Annotated in this window: 14 protein-coding genes; 5 read left to right on the top strand and 9 right to left on the bottom strand. The window is 54.4% G+C overall.

Annotated features, from left to right (window positions below; all coding sequences use genetic code 11):
* Positions 1 to 101 precede the first annotated feature (101 nt).
* The gene (locus tag NR177_RS00405) at positions 102 to 968 is read left to right on the top strand and encodes a nucleoside-specific channel-forming protein Tsx (RefSeq protein ID WP_063878031.1); all 867 of its coding nucleotides are present in this window, start codon (positions 102 to 104) and stop codon (positions 966 to 968) included.
* Between the two features lie 77 nt (positions 969 to 1,045).
* Here NR177_RS00405 and yjdN read toward each other — a convergent pair whose 3' ends face one another.
* Positions 1,046 to 1,483 (bottom strand): VOC family metalloprotein YjdN, encoded by a 438-nt coding sequence (gene yjdN / locus NR177_RS00400; RefSeq protein ID WP_063878030.1) that lies wholly within the window; start codon positions 1,481 to 1,483, stop codon positions 1,046 to 1,048.
* A gap of 564 nt (positions 1,484 to 2,047) precedes the next feature.
* Here yjdN and NR177_RS00395 point away from each other — a divergent pair.
* Entirely contained in the window at positions 2,048 to 3,592 is a 1,545-nt protein-coding gene (locus NR177_RS00395; RefSeq protein ID WP_256852038.1) for a methyl-accepting chemotaxis protein, read from the top strand.
* Positions 3,593 to 3,958: 366 nt separating this feature from the next.
* Positions 3,959 to 5,371: an MFS transporter gene (locus NR177_RS00390; RefSeq protein WP_181377113.1), complete on the top strand. Its 1,413-nt coding sequence runs from the start codon at positions 3,959 to 3,961 to the stop codon at positions 5,369 to 5,371.
* Positions 5,372 to 5,414: 43 nt separating this feature from the next.
* Here the strand turns inward: NR177_RS00390 and NR177_RS00385 are convergent, their stop codons facing one another.
* The 3 genes from NR177_RS00385 to NR177_RS00375 are packed head-to-tail and all read right to left on the bottom strand — an operon-like array spanning position 5,415 to position 9,249.
* Positions 5,415 to 6,725: a cytochrome c gene (locus tag NR177_RS00385; RefSeq protein ID WP_256852037.1), complete on the bottom strand. Its 1,311-nt coding sequence runs from the start codon at positions 6,723 to 6,725 to the stop codon at positions 5,415 to 5,417.
* Positions 6,726 to 6,736: 11 nt separating this feature from the next.
* Entirely contained in the window at positions 6,737 to 8,521 is a 1,785-nt protein-coding gene (locus NR177_RS00380; RefSeq protein WP_096011397.1) for a GMC family oxidoreductase, read from the bottom strand.
* Positions 8,522 to 8,523: 2 nt separating this feature from the next.
* Positions 8,524 to 9,249 (bottom strand): gluconate 2-dehydrogenase subunit 3 family protein, encoded by a 726-nt coding sequence (locus tag NR177_RS00375; RefSeq protein ID WP_096011396.1) that lies wholly within the window; start codon positions 9,247 to 9,249, stop codon positions 8,524 to 8,526.
* A 273-nt stretch (positions 9,250 to 9,522) separates the two neighbouring features.
* On the opposite strand from NR177_RS00375, the gene sbmA reads away from it, so the two are divergent.
* The gene (gene sbmA, locus NR177_RS00370; RefSeq protein WP_241567348.1) at positions 9,523 to 10,770 is read left to right on the top strand and encodes a peptide antibiotic transporter SbmA; all 1,248 of its coding nucleotides are present in this window, start codon (positions 9,523 to 9,525) and stop codon (positions 10,768 to 10,770) included.
* A gap of 585 nt (positions 10,771 to 11,355) precedes the next feature.
* Here sbmA and NR177_RS00365 read toward each other — a convergent pair.
* Both NR177_RS00365 and NR177_RS00360 read right to left on the bottom strand, forming a co-directional pair.
* Positions 11,356 to 11,565: a DUF1471 domain-containing protein gene (locus NR177_RS00365; protein WP_096011394.1), complete on the bottom strand. Its 210-nt coding sequence runs from the start codon at positions 11,563 to 11,565 to the stop codon at positions 11,356 to 11,358.
* 214 nt (positions 11,566 to 11,779) lie between these two features.
* Positions 11,780 to 12,967, bottom strand: coding sequence for an MFS transporter (locus tag NR177_RS00360; RefSeq protein ID WP_063878022.1), 1,188 nt, complete (start codon positions 12,965 to 12,967; stop codon positions 11,780 to 11,782).
* Positions 12,968 to 13,071: 104 nt separating this feature from the next.
* Here NR177_RS00360 and NR177_RS00355 point away from each other — a divergent pair, with 104 nt between their 5' ends.
* Positions 13,072 to 14,037, top strand: coding sequence for an AraC family transcriptional regulator (locus NR177_RS00355; RefSeq protein ID WP_063878021.1), 966 nt, complete (start codon positions 13,072 to 13,074; stop codon positions 14,035 to 14,037).
* Here NR177_RS00355 and NR177_RS00350 read toward each other — a convergent pair.
* The 3 genes from NR177_RS00350 to murQ all read right to left on the bottom strand — a co-directional run bounded on the left by NR177_RS00350 (position 14,034) and on the right by murQ (position 18,245).
* Positions 14,034 to 15,578, bottom strand: coding sequence for a PAS domain-containing methyl-accepting chemotaxis protein (locus NR177_RS00350; RefSeq protein WP_063878020.1), 1,545 nt, complete (start codon positions 15,576 to 15,578; stop codon positions 14,034 to 14,036). The genes NR177_RS00355 and NR177_RS00350 overlap by 4 nt on opposite strands.
* Before the next feature lie 322 nt (positions 15,579 to 15,900).
* Complete coding sequence (murP, locus tag NR177_RS00345) at positions 15,901 to 17,334, bottom strand: PTS N-acetylmuramic acid transporter subunit IIBC (protein WP_256852036.1); 1,434 nt, start codon at positions 17,332 to 17,334, stop codon at positions 15,901 to 15,903.
* Positions 17,334 to 18,245 (bottom strand): N-acetylmuramic acid 6-phosphate etherase, encoded by a 912-nt coding sequence (murQ, locus tag NR177_RS00340; protein WP_109716764.1) that lies wholly within the window; start codon positions 18,243 to 18,245, stop codon positions 17,334 to 17,336. Before murQ ends, murP begins: the two co-directional genes overlap by 1 nt.
* Between the last annotated feature and the right edge of the window lie 148 nt (positions 18,246 to 18,393).

The raw sequence follows: 18,393 nt of genomic DNA, 5'->3' as shown, positions 1-18,393 counted from the left end.
AAAATGCGGCCCAGATACTTCACAGCCCAACCTTTGGGATTGATTTCCAAACAGCGCGCAAACGATTGTCTTGCGCATAAGAAACCAGTGGTCAAAATATAATGAAATTTAAAACGTTAATGGCAGGTGCCCTGCTGGCAGGCTCCTTAAACGGTGCAGTGCAGGCTGCAGAAAACGATCCCCAGTACGTTTCCGACTGGTGGCATCAAAGCGTCAACGTGGTGGGCAGCTACCACACCCGTTTCGGACCACAGTTCAATAACGATGTGTATCTGGAATACGAAGCTTTCGCAAAGAAAGACTGGTTTGATTTTTACGGCTACGTTGATCTGCCAAACTTCTTTGGCGCGGGCAACAGCAATGCTAACGGCATTTTCGACCACGGTTCGCCGCTGTTCATGGAAATTGAGCCACGTTTCTCGATTGATAAACTGACCGGCACCAGCCTGGCCTTTGGTCCGTTTAAAGAGTGGTATTTTGCGAACAACTATATCTACGATATGGGCCGTAACAGCGCTAACCGTCAAAATACCTGGTATATGGGTTTGGGCACAGACATCGATACGCACAGCGATATCGGCCTGTCACTTAACGTCTATGCCAAATACCAGTGGGAAAACTACGGTGCGGCGAATGAAAACAGCTGGGATGGCTATCGCTTCAAAGTGAAATACTTTGTGCCGATCACGACCCTGTGGGGCGGTAATCTTGGCTATGTTGGCTTTACCAACTTCGACTGGGGTTCAGACTTACGCGATAAGTCGGGCCCGATTCGCACCAGCAACGCAATCGCCTCCAGCCATATCTTGTCACTGGGTTACGCTCACTGGCACTTCTCAGCCGTTGCACGTTATTTCCATAACGGCGGTCAGTGGGGAGCCGGTCAGGAGTTAGGATTTGGTGACAGCGCGTCTGAAATCAAGTCTACGGGCTGGGGTTACTACCTGGTTGCTGGCTATAACTTCTGATTGCTGGCACGACCCTAAAAAAACGTTGAGGCCTTCCTGAAGAAGGCCTCTCGTCTTTTCAGGCTTCATGCCGTGCATTACGCGTCGGATTTCACCACGTTGATGCGCCATGGAATATTGAATTTATCAATAAACATAGCAAAGCCGTTTGACCAGAAGGTTTCCTGCCACGGCGTGGTGACTTTCCCGCCCGCAGACAGCTTCTCAAACCAGGCTTTACCCTGCTCTGCATCGTCCGTTGCCAGACTCACGGCATAGCCCGCGTGTTCTGAGGCCGGTGGCTGGTACGGATTACCGTCACTCATCATCAGCTCGCCCTGACCAATGCGCAGATGGGCATGCATAATCTTTTCAGGTGGCAGCGGCGGTGCGGACCGATCGCCGACCTGTTCGCCCTGCTCCGGATTATCGCCAAAGGTCATTTTTTGCAGCAGTTGTCCACCCGTTGCCTGCAAATAGAATTCCATCGCTTCTTCACAGCGACCATAGAGAAACAAATAGGGACATACTTGCATTATTACCTCGATACCGGTGAGTAAAGTCTTTCTTATACAGAGATAAGAAGTGTAGACGACAGGTCGGGGATGACGATGATAACCGGGAAAATCTTCATCATTCGGATTATTTACCTGGCAGATAAAAGCGTTTCCCCCTGATATTTTTACAACCAGAACCGGGCCAGAAAAAAAGAATAGTTTGTCTTGAATAATCTTTCGGTATTGTTTTATTCGCAATAATCACCATTAATTACTTCTGACAAAGCCTTTATTTATAGCCTGTTAAAGAAAAAACCGTTCGCCAGAATAACGAGCTTCGCCAGAGCTGTTCCGCTTAAACCGTTTTTCTTACTTCAGGCACCAGCCTGGCTGGCCCTGAAATTTTCAGATTCAGTAACGTCATACGCTAAATAAGCGAAGCGGTAAGACAGACAGCCGCTTAATTATATTGAATCAGCTGGTTCATTATTTTGCTCATGTTTTATACACATTATTCTTTATTCCTTTCAGTACCTTCCTGCTAAATATTTACCACCCAAATGCCGATAACTGTGTTCTTAATTCATTATTCGGGACTGTGTAATGTCGTTAAAAAAATCTTCACTCCTGGTTCTCTCGTTCCTGTTGATTCTTTTCCTTATCAGTATATCGGTCAGCATCTGGTTACTGGCTCGCAGTAACGCATCATTGAATGCCGTGAATAAAGAAATCCGTGTGGTGCTATCGGTTATCGATCCCATCAATCACAGCCGCACGTTACGCGTACGCCTGATGGAGTACATGAAGGAGATTGAGAGTGACGGCCCTCAGGCCACCTCGTCGCTGGACAGCGTGAAAAGCGTGGCCGCGAAAGCCGATGCGGCCTTCCAGGCTTATCTGAGTGCGCCGCGTATTCCCGGTGAAGAGGCCGACGCCGACCGCTATCGCCAGGCCTATTTGGCTTACCGCAATCAGGGAATTCAGCCTTTAATTGAAGCCGCCGAAGCCCGCGATCAGACGCGCTTTAAAAACCAGATCGCCAACGTAGTGCGCCTTGACCGGCAGTATGAAATTGTCCTGGACCAGGTGCTGGCCCAGCATGAGGCTTACGCGAAGAAACTGAACACGGATGCCCAAAGCAACTTTTCATCCGGGATCACACTGCTCATGGTATTTGGCCTGTTATTCCTTGCCATCATCGTTGCGATACTGATCTTTGTCAGACGCTATATCTTATCGCCGCTGAATAACGCAAAAGCGCACTGCAGCGAGATTGCGGCAGGCGTGCTCGACCATCCAGTGCCGGTCAACGTCGGCTCACGGAGCGAGATTCAGCAACTGATGGGTTCAATGGAGCAGATGCGGACGTCCCTGACGGACATCATTATCCGGGTACGTCACTCTACCCACGCGGTGTCCTGTGCTTCTCAAGAGATTGCCAGCGGAAATATCGATCTGGCGTCCCGTACTGAACAGCAGGCCGCAGCGCTTACCGAAACGGCGGCCAGTATGGAGCAGTTGGGGGCAACGGTTAAACAGAACACGGACAACGTGTTTGAAGCCTGCCGTCTGGCCAATGAAGCGGTACAGAATGCGGAAACCGGCGAGAACGTTTCTCAGCAGGTGATCGTGTCCATGGCAAAAATCAACGAAAGCTCGAAAAAGATCGAGGACATTACCAGCGTCATTAACAGCATTGCCTTTCAGACCAATATCCTGGCGCTGAACGCGGCAGTCGAAGCGGCGCGCGCCGGTGAGCAAGGCCGAGGGTTTGCGGTGGTCGCCGGGGAAGTACGCAATCTCGCGCAGCGCAGCGCCGTGGCCGCCAAAGAAATTGAAGGCCTGATTGCCGAATCGGTCGCAACGATACGCGTCGGGTCTGATCAGGTCAGCCGCACCGGCGAAGCGATGAATGCCATTATCGCCTCGGTCAGCCGGGTTAACGAACTGATGGACCACATATCCACCGCGTCCGATGAGCAGCATCACGGTATCAGCCAGATTGAAAAGGCGGTAACCGAGATGGATGGCGTCACTCAGCAAAACGCCGCGCTGGTCCAGGAATCGGCTGCCGCTGCCGCCTCGCTGGAAGAGCAGGCGCAGCATCTTACCCACGCCTTTTCTGCTTTCCGCCTGTCGGGCGCGTAAAACGGGCTCCCGCTCTGGTGATAATGCCAGGGCGGGAAACAGCTGTGTTGCCGGGCGGGGTAAGGCACTGAATGACCCGGCTGACGTCTGCCTTTACCGCTGCGCCCGTCAAGATACCTGCTGACTGCGCTTTTTGCCCTCACCGGCTCGTGCGCCGTTGATATCTGCAGTCTTGCCGTCTGCCTGAAAAGCCGTGCCAGTCAACCTTGCAATATGCGTTGCTAAAAATTCATCACTATTCCTGTCGGCAAGAATCAGGTAATTGATTATTCTGCTGCTTCACGGCTCGCTAATGGGCAATTATTTCAAAACACATCACGGCCTGTAGTGGGAATGGCAATCATCCTGATATGAGGTTCACCTTACATGACATCCGCCTTCATCACAGGGATGGCACCGTCGCCGGCATCGTCGACCGCCAACACCAGCTTAGCTGAGCGCATTGATGCGCTACCTTCCTCTGCCGGCTTATGGCGCTTTATCTCGCTCCTGGCGCTGGGAGGCTTCTTTGAACTCTACGATCTGTTTGAAACCGGTTATATCAGTACGGGCTTGCTGGCAGCCGGTATTTTCCATGCGGGCAGCGCCGGAATACTAGGCATCACCGATCAGGCGGCATTTGCCTCTGCTACCTTTCTCGGGCTGTTTGTCGGTGCCAGCCTGCTCACGCCGTTTGCCGATCGCTTTGGCCGTCGGCTGACCTTTATCTGTGCCCTGGCCTGGTACGGTGTGTTCTCACTGATCATGGCTTTTCAGCACAGTGCTGAGATGGTGATCCTGTGCCGCTTTTTAGTGGGGATTGGGTTGGGCGTGGAGCTGGTGACCATCGATACCTATCTGAGTGAATGGGTGCCCACTCACTTGCGTAACCGGGCGTTTGCCTTTTCGTTTTTTATCCAGTTTTTATCGGTGCCCGCCGTGGCGTTAATGTCATGGTGGCTGATGCCGCAAAACATTCTTGGGCTGGAAGGCTGGCGCTGGGTGGTGATTGCCGGTGCGGTCTGCTCACTGGTTATCTGGCTTGTTCGCAAAAATCTGCCGGAATCGGCACGCTGGCTGGTGCAGCAGGGACGCCTTGATGACGCTCATCAGGTGATGTCGAAAATGGAAAAACGTTGCGGCATCGCCCCTGGCCTGCCGCTGACGACGTTAACGGGCGCGGCAAGCCGACAGGAAAAGAGTCGTTTTCGTGAGATTTGGTCATCCCGCTATCGTAAGCGCACGCTCATGCTGGTGGTAATGAACTTCTTTCAGGCGATTGGTTTTTATGGTTTTGGTAACTGGCTGCCGGCGCTGCTGTCAGGCCAGGGGACATCCATCACCCACAGCCTGCTGTATGCGTTTTTTATTACGCTGGCCTATCCGATTGGATCGCTGATTTGTGGCAGCTTTACCAGCCAGCTTGAAAACAAATGGCAAATCGTTCTCTCTTCGCTGATGACGGTGGTGTTTGGGACGCTGTTTGCCCTGCAAACCAACCCGGTATTGCTGATTATTTGCGGTTTCCTGATCACCTTCTCGAATGCCTGGCTGACCTGCAGCTATCATGCCTATCAGACTGAGATTTTCCCCACGCACATCCGCGCCCGGGCGGTGGGTTTCTGCTACTCATTCAGCCGGTTGTCGACCGCGTTCAGCAGTATTTTAATCGGTGTGATTTTGCAGTATGCGGGAACACATGGGGTTATCGTGTTTATCGTCCTGAGTATGCTGATGGTTATGCTGTCGGTGGGCCTTTTTGGTCCGAAGACGCGCGGTATCAGGCTGGAAAACATCTGAACATTCAGCCTTCCCCCTGCGGGGAAGGCTGAAACACTGCGGCTTACTTCCCTTCTAACACCTTGATGTCCGCATTACCCTGACGATCTTTGACGTCTTCACGCAGTTCGGCCACCTGCTTCGCCGTTACGTTATCCGTGGCATTATTGCCCCAGCTGCGGCGAATAAAGTTCACCACGTCCGCGACCTGCTGATCGTTCAGACGCCAGCCAAATGCCGGCATGGTAATGGTCGAAGGCGCGCCGTTGACGCCACGTAATTCCCCCCCGACCAGCACGATGTGAATCAGCGAGGTGGAATCGTCCGCCATCACCACAGGATTGCCCCGCAGCGCAGGATAAAACCGTTTGTAGCCGCTGCCATCGGTTTTATGGCAGGCTGCACAGCTGTCCACATACGTCGCGGCACCCGTCTGGCTGTCATCGCCCTTCCACAGGGCTTTGGCGGTGGCGTCATCCGCGCTAAACGCGACCTGATGCGGATCTTTCGCGCCCAGCGACTTCAGATAACGGGCAATCGCCGTGATGTCTTCCTCCGTCAGGTGCTGCAGGCTGTGATCGACAACGTCCACCATGCCGCCAAATGCCGCGGTGTGATCGTTACGGCCATAGCGCAGGAACTGGCGTAAATCCTCTTCACTCCAGCGGCCCAGGCCATCGCGGTTATCCCCACGCAGATTGCTCGCCGTCCAGCCGTCAACCGGCGCACTGCTGCCCGCCAGATAATCGGTGCCCTCGGTGTTATTTAATGCTTTTTCCTGCATGGTGACGCTACGCGGCGTATGGCAGGCACCGCAGTGGCCCAGTCCTTCCACCAGATAACGGCCACGCGCCAGCGTCGGGTCCTCCTGCGCGGCTGGCTGGAACGCCTTCACGTCCGGTGCAAACAGGCTGCGCCAGATTGCCAGCGGCCAGCGCATGGACAACGGCCAGGGGATATCACTCTCTTTGTTGGCCTGACTGACAGGTGCGACGCCGTGCATGAAGTACGCATACAGCGCCTTCATGTCCTCATCGCTGACCACCGCATAAGAGGGATAAGGCATGGCGGGATAAAGCGTATCGCCGTTTTTTGCCACGCCGTGCCGCACCGCTTTCTGAAAGTCGTCGTAGCTGTAGTCACCAATTCCGGTCGCTTTATCCGGCGTGATATTGGTGGAGTAAATAGTGCCAATCGGCGTCGCCATCGGCAATCCACCCGCAAAGGGCTTGCCGCCGTCACTGCTGTGGCAGGCAACGCAGTCACCCGCGCGGGCCAGATACTCGCCGCGTTTTATCAGATCGCCAGCAGGCTCATCGGCCAGGGCAACAAAGGTAATACCGCCCAGAATCAGGGCTAAAATGCCGTTTTTCATCGCCATCTTCCTTATGCCTGTACCAGTGGGCCTGGGTTTTTCAGGTACTGTTCGCGAATCGCTTTCGCTGACCAGTAGGTCAACGCCGCCACCATACCGGTGGGGTTATATCCCAGCCCCTGCGGAAACGCCGACGCGCCAGGCACAAAGACATTCGGCACATCCCAGCTTTGCAGATAGCGGTTGACCGCGCTGGTCTCAGGAGACTCGCCCATAATCGCCCCGCCGCTGATGTGCGTGGTCTGATACACGGTGGTGTCGAAATGCGTGCCGGGTTTTTTGGCCCCGCCAATGATCATTTTGGGGTTCATGGCTTCGGCGATCTTATGCATTTTCCCCACCATAAACTGCGCCATCTTGATGTCGTTGTCCTGCCAGTCGAACGTCATACGAAGCAGCGGCTGGCCGTAGACATCTTTGTAATTTGGGTCCAGGTCCAGATAATTCGCGCGGTAAGACTGGTGCGCACCATGTGCATCCATCGAAAGATGGTGCGTGTAGGTATCAGCAACGGCGGCTTTCCACTGACTGCCCCAGTTTGGCGTGCCGGTTGGCGTGGGCAGACCCGATATCGGTTTGGTGCCCGCCTGATTCACCCAGAACGGCGACCCGCCGACAAACCCGTGTGGACCGTGATCAAAATTATCGGCATTGAAATCGTCCACGGCGACACCGGCCCCGCCCGCCCCAATAAAGGGATTGGTGGTGGTGTTTTTATCGAACAGCGCTTTCAGCGTCGAGAGGTTCTGATAGGCGAAGTTGCGCCCTACCGTGCCTTCGTTGGTGATCGGGTTGTAAGGTTTGCCGATGCCGGACAACAGCATCAAATGGACGTTATGGAACTGGAAAGCAGACAGGATGACCAGATCCGCCGGTTGCACCTGCTCGCGCCCCTGCGCGTCCACATAGGTAACGCCGGTCGCGCGCTGCTTATCTTCCGTGAGGTTGACGCGCAGCACGTAAGAATTGTTGCGCAGCTCAAACTTTGGCTCCTGACGCAGTGCAGGCAAAATATTCACATTGGGCGATGCCTTGGAATACATATAACAGGCGTAACCGCTGCAGTAGCCACAGAAATTGCATGGCCCCATCTGAGCGCCGTACGTGTTGGTATAAGGGCCAGAGGTGTTCGCCGACGGCAGATCGTAAGGGTGATAACCTACGGACTCGGCGGCCTGTGCAAACAGCTGAGCCGACCAGGTGCGCTTTTGCGCGGGCAGCGGAAAGTTGTCAGAGCGGTCGGGAGCAAACGGGTTACCGCCTTTGTCTTTGCCGACGACCTTGCCCTGAATACTCCAGGCACTACCGGAGGTGCCAAACACTTTTTCAGCTTTATCAAAAAACGGCTCCAGCTCCTGGTAGTCGACGCCAAAGTCCTGAATCGTCATGCCTTCAGGAATAAAGTTTTTGCCGTAGCGCGCCTCATAGTGGCTACGCAGCTTCAGCTCTACAGGATCAACCCGGAAATGGACACCTGACCAGTGCAGTCCCGCGCCACCGGTTCCGGTGCCGGGCAAAAAGGCCGCCAGCTGGCGATAAGGTACTGCGGTCTGCGAGGCATCGTGACGAATCGTAACGGTGCTTTTAGACAGATCCTGGAACAGCTTTTTGCGAACGTTGTAGGTCAGTTCATCAATAGACTGTGGGTAAGAACCATCGGGATAGGTGTCACGATGCGGGCCGCGCTCCAGCGCCAGCACGTTCAGGCCCGCCTCGGTCAGCTCTTTAGCCATAATGGCGCCCGCCCAGCCAAAACCCACAATCACGGCATCGACTTTGTTTAATGCATTCGCCATGCTCAGCTTCTCTCCCCACGAATTGACACCGACGGGAACGGATAACGTTCACCGCGCTCTACCCAGTCCATAAAGTCGGCGCGTGCGCCAGGGAAGTTGATCAGCTTCCAGCCCACCATGCCCTGATTACCGCCGTGGATGGGATCGCTAAAGAAACCTTCGCGGGTGTTCTGAAGTAAATAAGAAAAAAACACGTTGGCGGGCAGCTGACTGAAGTTGGCTTTACCGCTCTCCATGTTTTGTAACAACGCGTCCTGCTGCCCGGCATCGAGTTGGGCAAACACCTTAGCGTGCTGCTGCTTGCTGTACTGGTCCGCATCAGCCAGGCCAAGACGGTAAATCTGTTGCGGCACCAGCGGCAGTTGATAACCCATTTCTTTGGGTAAGTCGGGATTAAACGGGCCCTGCATATACCAGTTCGCGCCGGTGGCATAAGGTGTATTCATCTGGCGATCGATAAACTCAGGCACGCCAGCTTCCAGCGCGCCGGGGCCTCGTTCATCGGCAGGAATCAGACGCGCAACCGCAGCCTTAATAAAGGCAAATTCTTCGGCGGTAAACCAGGTGGGCTGATAATCGCGAGCAGACGGAGTTTCGGCGGGTGCGGCCGCCTGAGCGGGTGCAGAAAATGCACCGAATGCGCTACTGCCTACCGCCACTGCGGGCGCCAGGGTGATGGTCTTCAGCAAAAAATCCCTGCGTGAATGACCCTTTTTCTGGTCTGACATGACATTGCCTCATCACCGCATCAACTGCGGTACGAAAAAGAGAAGTGAGTGCGTTGTAGTGGTTTTTATCTGCGGATTTCGGGTACAACCAACTGTTACCGGTAACAGTTGGCGCAAGTGTAACACCATTACCAATAAACATTTAGTTTAAGGAAACAAAAAAGCACAATTCCATTAACATATATTTTGTCGATGTCATGTTCAGAAACAACAGGCTACAGACAGATAGCCGTTTAAACGTTATAAAAGCGATTACACAACAGCGGAGTACCTATGTTTAAGTCTTTCTTCCCGCGACCGGGGCTGTTTTTCAGCACGGCCGCCATTTGGAGTTTGCTGGCCATTTTTGCCTGGTTTGGCTTCGCCAGCGAGTTACCTGGGCATTTTTGGCCTGCTTTTCAGGCGGCAATGAAGCAGCCATTGCCCACGACGGTGATGCGTTTTATTGCACCGGGTGAATTGTGGTTTTATGCCTATTACTGGCTGATGGTCGCGATCTTCGCGGTCGCCTGGCGGCTGGTTGATAACCATCCCTGGCAGCGCTGGTCGGTATGGGGTTCGGCACTGATTATTTTTGTTACCTGGTTTGGGGTGCAGGTCGGTGTTGCAATTAACGCCTGGTATCAGCCCTTTTACGACCTGATCCAAAAGGCATTAACAAAACCAGGCGCAGTACCGATTAGCCAGCTCTATTCTGAAGTTGTGGGTGTAGCAGGCATTGTTATGGTGGCTGTGGCAATTGGCGTAATTAATGCCTTCTTCATCAGCCACTGGGTATTTCGCTGGCGTACTGCCATGAACAATTACTATATGCATCACTGGCAGCGCTTACGTCATATTGAAGGCGCAGCCCAGCGTGTCCAGGAAGATACCATGCGCTTTGCGGGTACTCTCGAGGGCTGGGGCGTCAGTTTTATTCAGGCTATCATGACGCTCATCGCCTTTTTACCCATACTGGTTCAGTTGTCGCATCATGTAAAAAGCGTACCGATTCTTGGCTCCATACCTTATGCACTGGTCATTGCCGCCGTTGTCTGGTCTGTACTGGGAACAGGACTATTAGCATTAGTCGGATTAAAGTTACCAGGCCTGGAGTTTCGTAATCAGCGGGTAGAAGCCGCTTATCGTAAAGAACTGGTTTACGGTGAAGACCATGCCGATCGCGCCACGCCGCCGACGGTAAAAGTGCTTTTCGACAATGTCAGGTTGAATTACTTCCGACTCTACTTTCATTATCTGTATTTCAATATTGCCAGGATGTTCTATTTGCAGATAGACAATGTCTTTGGCCTGATTATGTTGTTTCCCTCAATCGCCGCCGGAACCATAACGCTGGGTCTGCTAAACCAAATCAGCAACGTTTTCGATCAGGTGCGCAGCTCGTTCCAGTACCTCATCACCTCGTGGTCAACATTGGTTGAACTGATGTCTATCTATAAACGTCTGCGCAGCTTTGAGCAGATTCTGGATGACGTGCCGCACGGTGAGATGATGCGTGACGCCTCTGAAGACGTGTCATAACCTGAGATCTTCGCCTGCGGCGGATTAGCGCAGCAGGCGAATCATCATGCGTTCAGCGTCATGCACAGGATGCTGCCAGGCCATGCTGGCAGCGCTTTGCGCCATTCCGGCGGTTTGACGCTGACAAACCGTGCTTTTCCGTTGACAGCGATCGCCAGACTGGGAGCCGTCTTAGCGGCCTTCCGGGTGATGCTGATACGTTTTCGCCTTTATCCCCCTGACCTGAGTCACGCTCTCCTCACCTAAATCGGTGATGTCCTCTCACATCCCCTGGCGCCTGACAGGGCTACGGCAGCCTTACCGTTTCACGCGTTGACGACCGTTCGGGGTAAGCGTGTTTATCACCTTGCTGCTACTGGCAGCAAAACGTTTCCCGCATGACGCCGTTACCGGTGCAGCAAGCGCGTTAGTGTGTTTGAAATTCAGGCAAGCGCCTGATGCAGGCTGAAATGATTATTGCGTGCTTAAAAAGGTGAACGTCTGGCAGGGAAACAAGGATGGGAAAGGATAAGACGGAAACGGATATGCACCCACAAACGCCGCCAGGACGCCCAAAGGCGTCCTGTCAGCACACAACTTCCAGCATTATTTCAGCAGTTCAGCCGTCATATGTACGCCGTTGTTGGTGTTGGCTTCGGTGATTTTATAGGAAGCACCAGCTTCTTGCGCCTGCGCAGCAATTTTCGCTTCGGTGCTGTCCAGAGTAGAACCGGTCGCGGTCACAGTTTGCGCGAAGCCTGCAACAGGAAGTACGGCAAGGGCGATAACAGCAGCAAAAGTTTTGATAGCTTTCATGATTAATTCCTCGGTCTTTTTCAGTTTAATTAAGGCGTTCTGCCTTGTGTGAAAACATAATAGGCCGAATCTTGATCAGAAAAAAGCAGAGGGTTTTGCTTAAGTTGTTCAATAAAACTGAAAGTAAAGAGCACGTTTAGCTTGGTTAAAACACAAAAGGTTAAAAAACCAGGATAAAATAGAAAGGCAGCATATATTGCTGCCATAGGTCCACTCAACCGTGATGCCTGACGCGCGTATATATCGTGAGCGCCGCCACCAGCATCAGCGCGCTGCTGGCAAGAAACACACCGCCCGCGCCGCGAAAATCGAACATCCAGCCTCCTGCAGCCGCGCCCACCGTGATGGCCAGCTGTATGGTCGCCACCAGTAAACCGCCGCCGGATTCGGCATCGTCAGGCACCGCTCGTGAAATCCATGTCGACCAGCCCGTCGGCATCGAACCAAAGGCCAGGCCCCAGAGCGCAACGCCCACGGCGACCAGCCCACCCACATGACCAAACCCTACCAACAGTGAGGCTGTGATGCCCATCAGCAAGGCCATTCCGCTCAGCGTCAGTGACACACTACGTGTCACCAGATAACCAGCCAGATAGGTGCCCAAAAAGTTGGCGATGCCGAATGCCAGCAGCACCAGAGAGAGCTGGCTAAGGTTCAAGCGTGCCACGCTTTCCAGGAACGGACGCAGATAAGTGAAAAAAGCAAAGTGCGCGGTAAACATGATGATCACCGCCAGCATTCCCCAGCGCATGACATTAATCCGTAGCAATGACAGCACGCCGCCGCTGCGCGTGTTGCCTTCCACCGGCATGGCGGGAAGCGTGAAAAACTGCCACAGCAGGGAAGTCGCCCCCAGGCCCGCCGTAAACAGAAAGATAGCGCGCCAGCCGACCAGCCCACCCAGATAACTGCCCAGCGGCGTCGCTATGATGGTCGCCAGTGAAATACCACTAAAGACGATGGAGAGGGCGCGCGGCACCTGATCGGCGGGCACCAGCCGCATGGTAATGGCGGTCGACAGCGTCCAAAAACCGCCGATTGCCACGCCAAGCAGGACGCGCGCCAGCAAAATGACGGTCAGATTGGCGGCAAAGGCCACCATCAATGCCGAGACGATGAGGAGTAGTGAGAATGCCAGCATCATCACCCGGCGATCGATACGTCCTGCCACGCTGCCTACGGTCAGGCTGGTAAAGAGTGCAATCAGGGCCGTGACGGTAACGGTTTGCCCTGCCAGCCCTTCTGAGACATTAAGGCTGTGTGCTATCGGCGTCAGCAGGCTGATCGGTAAAAACTCTGCGGTGATCAGGCTAAACACGCCAAACGCCATCGCAAAGACGGCCCCCCACGCAGGACGCGTGGATAAGGAAACCTCATCAGCCACGTCGGTGTTCAGACTCATGTTGCTTCTCCGGATAAAAAAAGTAGTGCTGAGCATAGAGGGGAAGAGCAAGACGATCTATGATGGTTACACCGTTATTTTTGATAATTCGTCTGGATTCTGCCATGAGCCGTTACGATGAGTTAACCAGTGAGTTGCTAATGGGCATGCGCCTGTACGGCGTTAACTACCAACGTATTGCCGTCAGCGCCCCGTTTGGCTTGCGCTTTAACGCCTCGCCGGGACGCGCCCAGTTTCATTTTGTGGGCCGAGGTACGCTGTTGGTGCGAGGTGCGTCCGGCGCACTTTTCACGCTCAACAGTGGCGATGCCCTGCTCATCCCACACGGTAAACCGCACAGCCTGCTTTCCAGTGAGGAAGCGGACTGTCAGTGTATTGACTCCCTGGCAAGCAAGCCGATCTGCGACAGCATCTGCGCCATTACCGCGCCCGCGGATGCCTGTGAAGATGACCACAGCGTCTTGTTATTCAGCGCCAGCATGGCGTTTGAACTGGGCGGTATGCAGCCTTTAATCAACACCATGCCGGACGTCATGCTGGTCAGTACGCTGCTGTCGCAATATCCGGAGATTCGCCCGATGCTGGAAGCGATGGAACGTGAGTCCCGCACCCGACATGCGGGCCATGCGGGCATCCTTTCGCGTCTGGCGGATGTGGTCGCTGCGCTGGTGGTGCGTGGCTGGGTGGAGAATGGCTGCGGGCAAAGTAGCGGACTGGTGCAGGCGATGCGCGATCCGCGCCTGAGTCAGGCCATTGCGGCCATGCACCGTTCGCCAGGCGAGAACTGGACGGTAGAACGTCTGGCGCGCGAAGCCGGAAGTTCACGCTCGGTGTTTGCCGAACGCTTTCTTCATGCCACCGGTATGACACCGCTGCGCTACCTGACCGAATTACGTATGCGGCTGGCCGTCAAGCGCATCGTCAATCATGGCGAAGCGCTGGAAACGGTAGCCTTCGATTTGGGGTACGGTTCGCTGGCCGCTTTTAGCCGCGCGTTCAAACGGATTATCGGACGGTCGCCGGGTGCGCTGCGTGCCGAGTATGTGAGCACGCAGGCAGCCGTTTCTTAGCGAAACACGCTTATCGCTTCCACCAGCCGGTTAGCCTGGTGAGTCATGCGACCCGAGGCTTCCGCGCTTTCCTGTACACGGGCCGCATTTTGATGGGTGATATCATCCAGATCTTCCACCGCCGTGCTCACTTCACTCAGCGCGGTGGACTGTTCGGCGGTCGCGGCACTGATTTGCGCAATCAGGGAAGTGACATTCTGTACCTGCTGCACAATGTCCTGCATGGTATGGCCTGCTGCGCCCGCATGCTCATTGCCTGAACTGACCCGGCTGGCACTGGTTTCAACCAGCGCTTTGATCTCGCTGGCGGCTTTTGCACTGCGCTGCGCCAGGCTGCGCACCTCACCGGCGACGACGGCGAATCCTTTACCCTGCTCGCCCGCTCTGGCAGCTTCGACTGCGGCGTTCAGTGCCAGAATATTGGTCTGAAAAGCAATGCTGTCGATCACGCTGGTAATACTGGCAATGCGCTGTGAGCTGTCAGCAATTTCCGCCATCATCCCCATCATTTCTTTCATTACGTCGCCGCCTTTAATGGCAGCTTCGCTGGTGTTAACCGAGAGCGAATTCACTTCCTGGGCGGTCTGCGTATTGCTTTTCACCGTGGCGGTCATTTCGTTCATGGTCGCGGCCGTTTGCTGCACGTTGGCTGCCGCCTGTTCGGTACGCCGGCTCAGTTCGTTATTACTGCGGGCAATGGCATCACTGGCACTCAGCACATTAATGGCCTGGCCGCTGACATCATCCACTAACCAGCGAAACATCAAACCCAGCTGTCCAATGGCACGGAGCGTCATGCCCACTTCATCGATGCGATCCATCTGCTCAACCTGGTGACTGGCACCGGTTGCCACCCGCAGCGCCTGCTTACACATGCGTTCAATGGGACGGGAAATCTGCTGTTCGAGCCACAGGCTGACCAGCAACAGCAGGCAGGCCATCCCACCAGCAAATCCGCTCAGCGCCAGCAGCGAGACGCCCATTGCCCACACACCGGCCACGGACAGCGGCAATACAGCCAGTAAGGCGGTACGGATGCGCCAGCGCAGCGGCAGCGTTTTCAATATCGACCCCAGACGACGCCAGCCGCTGCGGACAATCAGCCCTTTATGAAACTGGCGGCCTTTCGCGCGTCCTTCGCGGAAATCGCGATAAAGCGCTTCACACTGCTTCACTTCCTGCGCTGAAGGCTTGGTGCGCACCGACATATATCCCTGAACGTTGCCATCACGCACGACCGGAATGGCATTCGCCCGCACCCAGTAATGGTCACCGTTTTTACGTCTGTTTTTCACCAGCGCCGTCCAGGGCTCGCCCTGTTTTAAGGTTGCCCACATGTCTGCAAACGCCTCTGGCGGCATATCCGGGTGGCGCACCATATTGTGCGGCTGCCCTTTTACCTCATCAGATGAAAATCCACTGGCCTCAATAAAAGCGTCATTGGCATAGGTGATATAACTGTTGAGGTCGGTGGTAGACATCAGCGTTGCATGATCGTCATAGACATATTCACGCTGAGAAACAGGTTGGTTGTTACGCATAGGCGTCCTTGTTAGTACCAGTCAGACTTGCACCAGAAGCATTAATGAGTGAATGTTAAAAGGTAAAGATTACCTTTTTTTATGTTTTCGGCACTTGCGTAATGACTCTTTAGTGCTACACGTAAATTTGTTGCATTAAAAAAGCCGCTTTATCGCGGCTTTCTCTGTTTTAGGGGATCGGATACATCACGTCGGCTGAGCTTACTTTACCGCTACTGGTTAGCACACAGCAGGTTTACTGGGGTTTTGCGCTAAATGGCACGCCGAATCCATTCACTTTCAGGCGTGCTAATGCGGTTTTCATCATTTACTGCTTATGAATTCAGCTCAGATCGATATTGCGCATACCGAACCACCACGTCAGTAAAAAGCCGCTTATCCAGGCGACGATCAATCCTCCCAGATAAACCGCCATGCCGGCAAAAATACCCTGATGGGAAGTCATCAACGGCAGCGTGACCAACCCAGAGGGGCCAAATACCGTATTCATGCCCACCGGCAATCCCAGCCACGCCACTGAGCCAATGAAAAATCCGCCGATGGCCCCCCCGCCGCAGGCCGTGATAAAGGGTTTAAGGCGCGGCAGCGTCACACCATATATGAGCGGTTCACCGACGCCGAGTAAGCCCGGTACGATGGCACCTTTGATCTGGGCACGCAGCAGTGCACCTTTTTCTGCTTTGCACCAGAGCGCCAGCGAGGCCCCGACCTGACCTGCACCAGCCATGGCCAGAATCGGGAACAGTGAATTAAAGCCCTGGGTTTCCATCAGGGCAAAATAGACCGGAATAAAGCCCTGATGGATGCCAAACATCACGGCAATTAAAAACAGTCCGGCCAGCAGTGCGCAACCAAACGGATTGTTATTGAGATGGATAAACAGCCACGACATGCCCTTAAACAACTCGCCGCCTAACGGCATGATCAGCAAGTATGTCAGCGCGCCGGTGATCAATAAGGTCAACAGCGAAGTAAGAATCATATCCAGATTGTCCGGGATGACCTTGCGCAGTTGTCTTTCCAGCCAGCCGCCAAACATGGCCGCCAGCAGGACGCCGATAATATTGCCGCGCGGATCGATCGCCACGCCAAAAAAGCTGTCCATGCCGCTGTAGTAGCCGACTTTTGCATCGGGCACGTAGCCCAGAATAAACAGTGACGCGATGATGGCCCCGTTTACGCCCGTGCCGCCAAAGGCTTTTTGCGCATTGTAGCCAATCAGAATGCTGAGAAAGGTGAACAGCCCTTTGCCAAACACTTTCATATAGGCCACGCCCTGAATTAACCAGGCAGGATGATCGCCAGGCGTGCTGAGGTGAAGACTTTGCTCAATCAGCGTGGCAAACCCCAGCAGCAAGCCTGCGGCGATAAACCCAGGGATGAGCGGGGTAAAAATGGTGGCGAAGCGCGCCAGAAACTGCTGCAGCGCGCTGGTCTGTCTGGCTTTTATTTGCTGTTTTTGTTGCGCGGCGACCTGCTGCAAAACCGGTGACTCGCCCGGCGCCTGCGCCAGTATTGTCAGCATTCGTTCTGCCGCCGTCTGCGCTTTACCGGGACCGAGCACTATCTGTAACTGATTATCGCTGTCGATGACGCCCAGCACACCAGGCAGGCTTTTCAGCCGGGCAATATCGGCCTGGTTGTGTTTCAGCGTCAGTCGTAAACGGGTCATGCAGTTGCCGCATACGGCGATATTTTCCGCCCCGCCAACCGCCTGCACGATAGCGTGCAGAAGTGCATCGGTCATTTTTGCCATCAGCGTGCTCCCGCATCCTGTAAAGCCTGGCGGATAAAGCCTTTGTGCTGAGCAAGCAGCGCGATCGCCTCGTCGGCAGTTAATCCTGCCAGCACCATCAGAATGGCGGTTTTACAGTGTCCGCCACAGGCCGACAGCGCCGAGCGGGCGCTGGCTTCATCGCAGTCTGTGGCCTGCATAACAATGTTCACCTGACGCTGTACCAGCTTCTGATTGGTGGCCTCAACATCGACCATCAAATTGCCGTAAACCTTGCCGCTGCGAATCATCGCCCCTGTGGTGAGCATATTCAGCACCAGCTTCTGTGCAGTCCCGGCCTTCATGCGTGATGAACCCGTGACCACTTCTGGCCCCACCACTGGCGTCAGCGCAATATCGGCGACCTGCGCCATCTTGCTGTGGGGATTGCAGGTCAGCGCCACCGTGGGAGCAGCGCATTGCCGGGCATAGTCCAGTGCGCCTAAAACGTAGGGCGTCCGTCCGCTGGCGGCGATGCCAACCAGCACATCGTCGCGGCTGAACTGGATATCTTTCAGATCCTGAGCGCCTTGTTCCACATTGTCTTCCGCGTTTTCCACCGCCTGTAGAATGGCCTGATGTCCCCCGGCAATCAGACCAATAACCTGCTCGCGCGGGGTTCCGAATGTTGGTGGGCATTCACTTGCATCAAGAATTCCCAGCCGCCCGGAGGTCCCGGCACCACAGTAAATCAGACGGCCACCCGCGCGGAATGCGGCGCAGATGACATCCACCGCGCGCGCAATCGCCGGCACAATGGCCTCCACGGCCAGGGCGACTTTTTTATCTTCATCGTTGATCACCCGCAGCATCGCCTCGGTGCTCATTTCATCAATATGCTGGCTGGCTGGATTACGCCCTTCAGTGATCATCTGACTGAGATCGATTTTCACGATCGTCCTCCACAGGAATAATTTATTCTGAATATTTTTAACACAACGAATGAATAATTCATCCTTTGCAAACGTTTTTTTCTTCAGTCGTTAGCGGGAATGAAAACAGGGGCAAAAAAAAGGCCCAACCACCGTTGAGCCTTTGTGT

Source organism: Pantoea sp. Fr+CA_20 (assembly GCF_024520835.1).
Taxonomy (GTDB): domain Bacteria; phylum Pseudomonadota; class Gammaproteobacteria; order Enterobacterales; family Enterobacteriaceae; genus Pantoea; species Pantoea allii.
The sequence above is the reverse complement of the archived record's forward strand: the minus strand, read 5'-3'. Positions and strand labels throughout refer to the sequence as shown.

What these genes read in the sequence shown, in the direction of transcription:
- NR177_RS00360 (WP_063878022.1), bottom strand. Translation starts at nt 12,967, where the DNA reads ATGAGTCTGAACACCGACGTGGCTGATGAGGTTTCCTTATCCACGCGT.
- NR177_RS00365 (WP_096011394.1), bottom strand. Translation starts at nt 11,565, where the DNA reads ATGAAAGCTATCAAAACTTTTGCTGCTGTTATCGCCCTTGCCGTACTT.
- NR177_RS00380 (WP_096011397.1), bottom strand. Translation starts at nt 8,521, where the DNA reads ATGGCGAATGCATTAAACAAAGTCGATGCCGTGATTGTGGGTTTTGGC.
- NR177_RS00390 (WP_181377113.1), top strand. Translation starts at nt 3,959, where the DNA reads ATGACATCCGCCTTCATCACAGGGATGGCACCGTCGCCGGCATCGTCG.
- NR177_RS00375 (WP_096011396.1), bottom strand. Translation starts at nt 9,249, where the DNA reads ATGTCAGACCAGAAAAAGGGTCATTCACGCAGGGATTTTTTGCTGAAG.
- murP (WP_256852036.1), bottom strand. Translation starts at nt 17,334, where the DNA reads ATGGCAAAAATGACCGATGCACTTCTGCACGCTATCGTGCAGGCGGTT.
- NR177_RS00355 (WP_063878021.1), top strand. Translation starts at nt 13,072, where the DNA reads ATGAGCCGTTACGATGAGTTAACCAGTGAGTTGCTAATGGGCATGCGC.
- NR177_RS00395 (WP_256852038.1), top strand. Translation starts at nt 2,048, where the DNA reads ATGTCGTTAAAAAAATCTTCACTCCTGGTTCTCTCGTTCCTGTTGATT.
- yjdN (WP_063878030.1), bottom strand. Translation starts at nt 1,483, where the DNA reads ATGCAAGTATGTCCCTATTTGTTTCTCTATGGTCGCTGTGAAGAAGCG.
- NR177_RS00350 (WP_063878020.1), bottom strand. Translation starts at nt 15,578, where the DNA reads ATGCGTAACAACCAACCTGTTTCTCAGCGTGAATATGTCTATGACGAT.
- NR177_RS00405 (WP_063878031.1), top strand. Translation starts at nt 102, where the DNA reads ATGAAATTTAAAACGTTAATGGCAGGTGCCCTGCTGGCAGGCTCCTTA.
- NR177_RS00385 (WP_256852037.1), bottom strand. Translation starts at nt 6,725, where the DNA reads ATGAAAAACGGCATTTTAGCCCTGATTCTGGGCGGTATTACCTTTGTT.
- sbmA (WP_241567348.1), top strand. Translation starts at nt 9,523, where the DNA reads ATGTTTAAGTCTTTCTTCCCGCGACCGGGGCTGTTTTTCAGCACGGCC.